A 9,151-nucleotide genomic window follows, 5' to 3' on the forward strand; every position below is an offset into this window, starting at 1 on the left:
CAATCCAGCCTAACATGCCCTGTACTCATTATCAACAGCTTTCGCGGCATAAAAGCTTATGGTTATTAGCTGATTAACTACCGTTTAACAACCGAGGTAATTTACACACTAATTTGGACTTGACTTCTTTTTAAATTTTTCTTTTTAACTTAAGTGATAATTTTTTTAATAATTAGATATTATATAATACTTTTTTATTGTGTCAATATTTGATGAACAACTGTATTATATTACAAATAATCGTAAATATTTGTAATATAATATAATAACAATATATAAATATTATATATTATACGTAAAAAGTATCAATATTATCAAAATCCAAATATGTTTACCTGCATGACATAGCTTTTTTCAGCAATTTAATTCCATTGTTGTAATAAATATCTTTAGTTTTTTCCACACTTATTCCGCTCATTTCAGCAGCAATATTAATTGCAAGGATAATTTCATAGGCCATAAAGGATGCCCTCATATTATTGGAACCCACTCTAAAATCACTTTCAGGATAACCTTCTAAGACTACATCAACCCAGTGGTCCATTATATTAACTCTTTTTCCCCTCATGGCTGCAACAGGAAAGTCAGTGGCAAATAGTACCCTACTGGAATGAATATAATTAAAAACTATTTGCAGTACTGTAACATCCATAACCATGGAAGTATCAAGATAAACATTGTTAAGATTCCTTATTGATTCAATTGCATTTTTCATTTCCAGGGGATGATAACATCTTCCACAATGTGCTAATACTATACTTGCATTTGGATAATGCTCTGCAATCTTTCTTACACCCCTCTGCACTTCCGTATCTGCAAGTCTCCCGGATCTTGGAACATGAAGCAAAACCACAAGGCCTAATTCATTTGCAAGTTCCATTTCAACAGGTCCTATCATGTCCTCTACCCGAACATTACCATAATCATTTCCTACCCAGTCCAGATATACTTTGTATCCATAATAACCATTTTCCAGAATTTCCTGTCTTAATACTTCAGCTGGTACCTTATTCTTTCCGGTTACCCTCAGCGGGTACAAACCCTTGGTACCAGAATACTTGGCAATGTAACTGTTTGTCTTGTCAATATCTACGGCAGGAGTAGGTTGTCCAAAACATACAGCACTATATGTCTTGTCGGGAAACATCCTTCTCCCATCTTCTAGAAGCTTTTCCATCCCATATTCCAACTCTGTGGTCATATAACGGGCAGCGGAAAATGTGCCAAGGGAAGCTGAATTCAGAGCATTGTAGGCATCTTGTTTTTCCTTGCTGATCCACTGTCCGGCTATCCATGAATGAGTATGAAAATCTAGAATTTCTTCTGGAAGTGTTGGTGATATTACCTTTTTATAAAAAGGCATATCTACTTTTTCATAGCGTTCTTGTTCTGTCAATATAATCCCCCTCCTATAATTCTTGCATGCCCTAGCTCAGTAATTATTCACAGCTAATGATTTTAATAATTATTTTAGCTAAATATTTAGTTTAAATTAGCTGAATATTCAGTTTAAATATGTAAAGAATTCATTATTTTAAATCTATCCTGATATATTAAATCAGTATAGAAGAATTCTATATTTATAGTGAATATCCTTCTTTAATGAATATATTTTCGATATCTTTTGCGTTATTTTTATTTAATTATTATTTTTGTATTCTTTTTTTCAAAATTTGTTATTAAGCCGCTTATACATCCCTTTTCCACGCTCTCATGTGGCAACGTCCGGTACAATTTCCATTTTCATCGTACTCAATATTATAATTCATTTCATATCCATGTTTTCTTGCCACAGGCGGATAAAGATGCGGGCAATGCATACAATAGTTAAGTTCCCCTCCAAATATTTCCCTGTTACGGGATTTCAGTTCGGCAATAGAAGGGCAGGCATGCATATCCATACAAAAGACATCATTCTCAATTTTTACTGTGTAATCGGCTTTTTCCTCTTCCAGAGCACCGCCCCAGTATTCCAGCATACCATCTAAGCCTTTTTCCCGAATTAATTTATCCAGATGCTTGCAGTAGTTTTCGGAAATTGCTCTCCAGAGAGCTTTAACATAATGAGGGCCATCTTTTTCATATATATATTTAAAAGTTTCATTATATACTACAATAAAATCAGCTATTCTCATGCCTCACTCCCCCTTTTGAAAATCCATCTGCATTGACCCTTGCCATTGCAGTATGCCATAGAAAACTCACAATTACATAGTTGTGCAAAATATGTATTCATTATTTCGTGATGACGGCAGTAATGGAGACATGGTCTTGCACATGACATATCTGACTCGGACATAATTTGGTAATCGATGCAATCTTCAATTTCAAAGGTAAGACTTTCCTCATCTTCTTTCATTGAGTATGTGGTACCGTCAGTATTGAAAACATCGACATAATAATCGCGTATCCCCTCAAGGCCTGTTTCTTTTATTTTCTGTATTAACTCAGGATAACAGCGTTTTGTTATCTCAAGGATATATTCATCAAATCCTTCCACTCCATACTGAGCCGTAAACCAGTTAAAAATAACATTATATGCTATATACCAATCTCTGCTTGGCGCCACATTTTTCACTCCAATCACTCATATTATCTTATATAATTATAATCCTGTAAGTCTTACAGGCCTGTTTTCTTTTATAGAAACTTCTGCTGCCCACTGCATTTCAAAACTGTTATAATTGTCCCAAATAGAAGTTTCAGGCACTCTATTTTCCTCAATGCATTGGATCAAGTGCAAGAGTACCTTCTGCTGTTCAGAAAAGCATCTATGGGTTTCTTCTTTGCAGTTATTTACCTGACTGTCTTTTCCTTTGCATAATTCTTTGGATAATTCTCCTGTTAGCTTGTATGTATCTCTATTTGTTTTATCGCTGATATTTTCCAAAACTTTGGGTTGGCCTTCTGCAGGGATATAAATAACCTGTCCCTTCTCATCTAAGGTTAACAACCCTTTATCTCCAAACATTGTAATCTTTCCATCCCATAAAGTTTCAGCTCCCCGGCTTGACCAGGTACCGGTATAATTTACTATTACACCATCCTCCATTTTTATAATAGCCTCAACGGATGCTCTGTCCCTAAACTCACACCAAGGCTGTTTATATGCAACGGAATATATTTCTGTGCAGTTTTTTCCTGTGATATAGCGCATAAGATCAAAATGATGAATTGATACATCTTTCAGGAGAGGCAACTCCATATTTGTCCGATAACCCCACAGATTTTCCGGTCTGCGGAATTCATATAATATATTGGATATTTGACCGGCAATATTATTTTGCGCAGCCCATTTTAAAGTTCTGATATGATTATGGAAGCGGTAATTCTGGGCTACCATAAATTTTTGATCAGGATGTTTTTTGGCTTCTTCACATAATTGGGCAGCTTCTTGCAAATTTGCAGTTACAGGTTTTTCGCAGATAATATGCATGCCCTTCTTCAGGGCAAGGTCACAAGCCCTTGCATGCATATGTGTGGGAAGTACGATAACAGCAATATCTGCATCACATTCATAAATTGCTTTTTCAATATTGTCATAAAAGTCGTGAGGTGTCCTTGTCACAGGTGGTAACTTTGAAAATGATTCCATAGATGAAGCACATACACCTATAAGCTCAGTAACCTCCAGTCTGGTAATTTCTTTATACCAGGTTGTGCCATATATCCCGCTGGCACCCAGCAATAGAACCTTATATTTTTTCATATACCACCTCAATAAGAATTCTTTGTTTACATAGGCAATTATGATTTTATCATAAATATAAAGTAATAGATATCATAAATTTTTGTAGGTACAAATTTATTCTGGGCAAAAATTTAATCTTGGTATATAAATTTAGGTATATAAAAGATTACATAATTGATGAAATATTTTTTTTGATGGTATAATTAGTGATATAATTTTTGGAAACACTGGAGATGCTTAATTATGAATGTTTATCTAATAGACCTGGATGGAACTTTATATCGAGGAAATGAACCTATTGAACATGCTGCTGAATTTATAGACTATCTTAATAAGAATAATAGAAAATATCTTCTCACTACAAATTGCCCTCTAAATAATCCTGATGGTATTGTCGCAAGACTTAAGGCAATGGGTATAACTACAACAGCAGATAATGTTCTAACCAGTTCAATGGCTTGCAGAGATTATCTTTTAAAGCATCATTCTGGAAAAAGGGTGTTTGTGATAGGTTCACCCAGTTTTCTAGAAATTCTGCAAACTTCAGGGATTCATTTAACAAATCATCTTTCAGAAAGAGAATATTCAGAAGTAGTGGTAATAGGATATGACCAGCAAATGACTTACTCACAGTTAAAACGTGCATGTATCAATATTTTGAATGGTGCAGAATTTATAACTACTAATATGGATAATGTAATCCCTCACGGACAAACATTCATTCCTCATACGGGTTCAATAACCGCTGCCGTTCAGTATGCAGTTAATAAGGAGCCTGTTATTATCGGGAAACCTTTTAGGCATATGTTTGACAGTGCGGTAAAAATGCTGGGATGCAATAGAGAAGACTGTGTAGTTATTGGTGATAGACTGGACACTGACATATTATTCGCAAAAAACAATAATATACCTGGGTATTTGGTTTTTACCGGAGTAACAACACATTCTGATTTAGAAAAAAGCTCCATAAAACCCGACAAGTGCTTTAATACTCTAAAGGACATAATTCAAATGGAAACTGGGGATATTGGGGACATTTCTGTTTAATTTGCACTCATTATTTATGAAAGATGTATCCAATTTATTTTAAAACGAATTATTGTATACTATTTTGAAACTTTACAATAATTTTATTAAATCCTTAAATATCGCATAAAAACGCTGTCAGTTATCGTATTTAAAAAAATTCTAACTGACAGCCTCATTATATTAATGATATTTATTATCATGATTTAATTAATAATTTCTTAACTATTATTTTTATTGGAATTAAGTTAAGAGATTAAGTCATTAAAATTAATGAGTTAAGAGCATTTTTGTACACTTTATTCTTTTTATATAGGTCGAATCCTTCCTTAGAAAGCCTTGAAATACCTGATATTGACATGTTTCCAATATACTTGCATAGTTCCTTATAGGTATATCCGCATAATATCCTTAGCGTATATACGGTAAACGCTCTTAAATTGTTGGCTTCTCTGCTGTATTTTAATCTTAACCATTCTGAAAGCTTTTCATTTAAAATCTTCCCTATCTTGTGCAATATCTCATCAGGTGATCTATCTCTTATAACATAGTATTTATCGCATACATACTCATTTTCAGTGTAAGCCGTCATTATATTTTCATCCACTTCCTTCATGATACCGGTATCCTTCATGGATTCTACAAAACTCCTATACTTTTGCCGCGCACTCTTTTTATCACTTCCAAATAACTTAAGTACATAATCTGTATCCACAATTTCAAATTTATCTTTGATAAGTCCCAAATAAATACCATAAGATGAGTATGGGTAATATTCTTCCTTACCAGAGTATCCCGGCAAATCCTTCGCATTGTTGTGGATATAGGCAGTTAAAGTAAGGCTATAGGTATTATTATCTACAATTGTACTTCCAAATCTTCCTTGAAATAAATGCCCATGACGGTCATATTTCTTATTGAAATAAATCACATATGCGGTATTCAAGCTGTGCATGAAGGTGGAAATATCAGCACCGCAAGGATTTATATATATATGTACATGGTTGTCCATAAGAATAAAGGAATATACCTTGCAATGATATTTTTCCTTGTACCTTTTAAGAAGCATAAGATAATAGGATTTATCATCATCACACTGGAACAAATTTATTTCACTGATACTCCTGGACATCACATGATACATGGCATCATTCGACTTTTTTCTTGCAACTCTTGGCATTTTTTAACACCTCATGTTGTATTTTAACATTATTGTTACAATTTGTCAATAAATATGCATAATGTGCAGAACTGTCCCATATCTCACCCACATATCTCACCCAGAACTATCGTTATAAAAATCACATTTTTATAAATATACGTTCATGTAGATTCATATATTTATAGTGGATTGGTTTTTTAATTGCTCCTTGGACAAAGCTCATACTCAAGAGGAGGGTATAACATGATCAAAAGATATGGTTTGCGCCGCTCGGACTCCCGACTTGCAATAATATTACTTGCGCCGGCCTTTATTTATCTGGCACTGCTTCTCTTCTTCCCCTTATTATGGGGTATTGTATTTAGTTTTTCAAATAAAGTTATAGGAGCAGAAGCAGTTTTTACTGGACTTAGCAATTTCAAGAATCTCATCACAAACATAAATTTCTTAAATTCTGTAAAAGCCACTTGCTTATATACAGTATTTGCAATTTTTTTCAAAACACTTTTTGGGATTATTATGGCTTTATTACTCAATATGGAGTTTAGAGGAAGAAGCTTTGTAAGAGCATTATTGCTGATACCCTGGACATTACCCAATCTGGTAGCCGTTTTAAACTGGAAGTGGATTTTTGCCAATCAGGGAGGAGCTTTAAACGGATTATTATCTGCATTGGGTTTAATTGACGAAAACATTATCTGGCTCGCTACAGCGGGGTCTGCATTTATCTGCATAATTATTGTCAATGTGTGGCGCGGTGTTCCGTTCTTTGGAATCACTATTTTATCCAAGCTTCAAACCATTCCTCTTGAATTGTATGAAGCAGCATCAATAGATGGTGCCAGCAGGATACAGAAATTCTTTAATATTACAATGCCTTCTATCAGGGATATTACACTTTTGTCAGCCCTTGTATCTACTATATGGACAATTAACGATTTCGAATCCATATGGCTTTTAACGGGAGGAGGACCAAACGGAAAAACTGCAGTAATTACAGTATTCAGCTACACCACTGCTATTCAAAGCATGCAGATAGGAAAAGCTCTTGCAGTATCTGTTTTGGCAATGCCAATACTAATTCTGCTTATTACTCAGGTAACAAGGCTTTCAACCAGAAGTAATACACAATAAATATACAATCAATACACATTAAATACGCATTAAATACACAATGTTCATCAAAAGGAGGAAAAAATGAAGAAGAGTCCATGGTTTAACATATTTAGCTTTACAGTCCTGGGCATTGCAATATTAATTTCAATGTTCCCTATTTACTGGATGATAATAACATCTTTTAAACCAATGAGTGAAATTTACCTGAGGAAACCTACATTTTGGCCTCAAAAATTCACTTTAAGCAATTATATTGCCCTATTTACCGAAACTACCTATTTAAGAGGCATCAGCAACAGCATTATTGTTGCCATGACAGTTGCAACTTTTACTATTATTGTTTCCCTGCCAGCCTCCTACTCCATTGCCCGTTTAAAATTTAAAGGAAAACTGTTTGCTTCACGTATAATTTTATATACATATTTAATCCCCGCTGCGGTTTTATATATTCCTCTTTTTGTTCTTATGACCAATATTGGTCTTACAAACTCTCTTTATGCCTTAATGCTTATATATCCTACTTTCACTATACCCTATGCCACATGGATTTTGATTCCATACCTGGGTTCCATACCTTTTGAACTTGAAGAAGCAGCCCTGGTAGACGGATGCAAGAGGATAAGCAGTATGGTAAGAATTGTTTTGCCATTGGCATCACCAGGTATTGTCACTACGTTCATATTTTCTTTTACTCAATGTTGGGGTGAATTCTTGCATGCTCTGGTTAACATCAGTGATAAGAATCTTCGTACATTTCCCCTGGTTATAAATGCCCTTATCTGGGGTGACTTGTATCCATGGGGCCAGATTATGGCCGGTGGCATAGTAGCCTGCCTGCCTATTCTCATTATATATATGGTAGCATCAAATGCTTTGGTTGGTGGTCTTACTGCAGGAAGCATAAAACAGTGAACTGCAAAAAAAAGACATTAAAAAGGGGGATTCATTTTGACCAGAGGTAAAATTTTTATAAATGTAAGAGATAATCTTGACATACATATCATTACCGAAGGGCTTGAGAAAAACGGTTTTACCTATGAACGTGGTTTTATATCCAGCACAGATGAAGAATCAACAATTCGCTATTGCAAAGACTGCATAGGTGTCATTTCAGGTGTGGAGCCCTGGAATGAAAGAACTCTTTCAGCTGTAAAGGACAAAGTTAGAATGATTATCCGCTATGGAACAGGATACAACAACATAGATCTTGTGGCTGCAAGACGTCATGGTATTGCCGTATTTAATGCTGCAGGCATGAATGCCGCTTCAGTTGCTGAATTAGCCCTTCTTCATATTCTAAATGCCAACCGAAAGTTCTCCGTAGGAATTGAATTAGCAAAGATAGGTCAATACAACATACTGGATACCGAATGTTTTGAACTGGATGGAAAAACAGTAGGATTATATGGTGCAGGAGCCATTGCCCGAAATCTTGCACGCATGTTAATGGGTTTCCACGTTAAGAAATACGCTTATGATGTGGTAGAAAATGAAGCTATAAAACAGTATGGAGTAATGTTTGTAAATTCTCCTGAAGAACTTTTCAGTATCAGTGATATTGTCAGCATACATATTCCCCTGCTTCCCACTACAAAAGGAATAGTAAATAAAAGGCTTCTGTCTCTGATGAAACCAAATGCCATTTTGATAAATACCTCAAGAGGTCAAGTTATTAACGAAGAAGATCTGCTATATTTTTTAAAGAATAAAAAAATACGTGCCGCAGGATTAGATGTATTATGCAATGAACCTATCAGCAGAATAGATCCTTTGGTTTTACAAGAAAATGCTTACGTTACTCCCCATATAGCAGCAAGTTCATTTGAATCCAAAGTAAGAACAGAGCATTGCCTGTATAAGACTATAACTGACTTTTTTGATGGCAAATATGAAGTACAATTTCCTCCTAACTATCTGAATCCTCCTATTCAAGCTAATAAATAGGTACTATGTCAAAACGCAATAATCTTTATCGCATAAATCGGGTAAAAACTGGCATAAGCCATTAGCTAAACAAAAAATAATTATTAAAAAGACCAGCTAATAAAAGTCAAGAGTTTTTAAGAAAAAATCTTTAAAAATTTCCTAAAACTCCTGGCAGCAAAAAAGGCATAACAACAAGACCACCTATGCGTAGTAGACATAAAATAGCTGGC

9 protein-coding genes are annotated in these 9,151 nt (G+C 34.7%); 4 read left to right on the plus strand and 5 right to left on the minus strand.

Features of this window, described 5'->3' with window-relative positions; genetic code table 11:
• Positions 1 to 331: 331 nt before the first annotated feature.
• The 4 genes from GXX20_08490 to GXX20_08505 all read right to left on the minus strand — a co-directional run bounded on the left by GXX20_08490 (position 332) and on the right by GXX20_08505 (position 3,709).
• Complete coding sequence (locus GXX20_08490; GenBank protein ID HHW31691.1) at positions 332 to 1,396, minus strand: amidohydrolase family protein; 1,065 nt, start codon at positions 1,394 to 1,396, stop codon at positions 332 to 334.
• A 292-nt stretch (positions 1,397 to 1,688) separates the two neighbouring features.
• Complete coding sequence (locus tag GXX20_08495; GenBank protein HHW31692.1) at positions 1,689 to 2,135, minus strand: hypothetical protein; 447 nt, start codon at positions 2,133 to 2,135, stop codon at positions 1,689 to 1,691.
• Positions 2,132 to 2,569, minus strand: coding sequence for a hypothetical protein (locus GXX20_08500; GenBank protein ID HHW31693.1), 438 nt, complete (start codon positions 2,567 to 2,569; stop codon positions 2,132 to 2,134). The genes GXX20_08495 and GXX20_08500 overlap by 4 nt, the downstream gene beginning before the upstream one ends.
• Before the next feature lie 36 nt (positions 2,570 to 2,605).
• The gene (locus GXX20_08505; GenBank protein ID HHW31694.1) at positions 2,606 to 3,709 is read right to left on the minus strand and encodes a Gfo/Idh/MocA family oxidoreductase; all 1,104 of its coding nucleotides are present in this window, start codon (positions 3,707 to 3,709) and stop codon (positions 2,606 to 2,608) included.
• Positions 3,710 to 3,934: 225 nt separating this feature from the next.
• On the opposite strand from GXX20_08505, the gene GXX20_08510 reads away from it, so the two are divergent.
• The gene (locus GXX20_08510) at positions 3,935 to 4,738 is read left to right on the plus strand and encodes an HAD-IIA family hydrolase (protein HHW31695.1); all 804 of its coding nucleotides are present in this window, start codon (positions 3,935 to 3,937) and stop codon (positions 4,736 to 4,738) included.
• Between the two features lie 235 nt (positions 4,739 to 4,973).
• On the opposite strand, the gene GXX20_08515 is transcribed toward GXX20_08510, so the two are convergent.
• Positions 4,974 to 5,897, minus strand: a complete 924-nt coding sequence (locus GXX20_08515) for a transposase (GenBank protein ID HHW31696.1) — start codon at positions 5,895 to 5,897, stop codon at positions 4,974 to 4,976.
• 225 nt (positions 5,898 to 6,122) lie between these two features.
• Between GXX20_08515 and GXX20_08520 the strand changes: the two genes are divergently transcribed.
• From GXX20_08520 to GXX20_08530, 3 genes are all read left to right on the plus strand, one after another.
• Entirely contained in the window at positions 6,123 to 7,013 is an 891-nt protein-coding gene (locus GXX20_08520) for a sugar ABC transporter permease (protein ID HHW31697.1), read from the plus strand.
• Between the two features lie 63 nt (positions 7,014 to 7,076).
• A complete protein-coding gene (locus tag GXX20_08525) occupies positions 7,077 to 7,907 on the plus strand; it encodes a carbohydrate ABC transporter permease (GenBank protein HHW31698.1) in 831 nt (276 codons plus the stop codon).
• 36 nt (positions 7,908 to 7,943) lie between these two features.
• The gene (locus GXX20_08530) at positions 7,944 to 8,939 is read left to right on the plus strand and encodes a 3-phosphoglycerate dehydrogenase (GenBank protein ID HHW31699.1); all 996 of its coding nucleotides are present in this window, start codon (positions 7,944 to 7,946) and stop codon (positions 8,937 to 8,939) included.
• The last annotated feature ends 212 nt before the right edge of the window (positions 8,940 to 9,151 follow it).

This window comes from Clostridiaceae bacterium (genome assembly GCA_012840395.1).
Lineage (GTDB): Bacteria > Bacillota > Clostridia > Acetivibrionales > DULL01 > DULL01.

Bases quoted from the DNA above. Each gene is read 5' to 3' on its own strand.
- GXX20_08505 (HHW31694.1), bottom strand. From the start codon at position 3,709: ATGAAAAAATATAAGGTTCTATTGCTGGGTGCCAGCGGGATATATGGC.
- GXX20_08495 (HHW31692.1), bottom strand. From the start codon at position 2,135: ATGAGAATAGCTGATTTTATTGTAGTATATAATGAAACTTTTAAATAT.
- GXX20_08515 (HHW31696.1), bottom strand. From the start codon at position 5,897: ATGCCAAGAGTTGCAAGAAAAAAGTCGAATGATGCCATGTATCATGTG.
- GXX20_08520 (HHW31697.1), top strand. From the start codon at position 6,123: ATGATCAAAAGATATGGTTTGCGCCGCTCGGACTCCCGACTTGCAATA.
- GXX20_08525 (HHW31698.1), top strand. From the start codon at position 7,077: ATGAAGAAGAGTCCATGGTTTAACATATTTAGCTTTACAGTCCTGGGC.
- GXX20_08510 (HHW31695.1), top strand. From the start codon at position 3,935: ATGAATGTTTATCTAATAGACCTGGATGGAACTTTATATCGAGGAAAT.